Source organism: Cognatundibacterium luofuense (assembly GCF_018139685.1).
GTDB classification, from domain to species: domain Bacteria; phylum Pseudomonadota; class Gammaproteobacteria; order Burkholderiales; family Burkholderiaceae_D; genus Undibacterium; species Undibacterium luofuense.
Window position 1 is genome coordinate 1 of sequence record NZ_JAGSPN010000354.1, and the last position, 346, is coordinate 346.

General features: G+C 42.2%; 1 protein-coding gene. It reads right to left on the reverse strand.

The genetic code is table 11. The annotated features are described in order from the left end of the window. Positions 1–346, reverse strand: a 346-nt coding sequence (locus KDM89_RS20760) for a UDP-N-acetylglucosamine 2-epimerase (protein WP_212689732.1), incomplete at both ends; no start/stop codon positions are given.

Consider the following 346-nt stretch of genomic DNA (forward strand, 5'->3'; position numbering starts at 1 on the left):
AATCAGTATAACTGTGAATAATTCTGACTATTTTTTCAGAAACGTTTGGCATACTGTAATCTGAGACTTGCCGTAACAAACGATTTGCGCCTGCAGGTTGCGACTCCAATATTGCTAAAGCTTGCATAACGCGCTCAAGCTCAAGACCAACCATCATTACAGATGCCTCTTCCATCCCTTCAGGACGCTCATGCGCTTCGCGCAGATTCAATGCTGGGAAATTTAAAATAGAAGATTCTTCATTGATCGTACCACTATCTGAAAGCGTTGCACGGGCAGTCTTCTGTAGTTTGTTGTAGTCCTTAAAACCCATAGGTTTGAGCAAACGAACGTGCTTATTAAAACC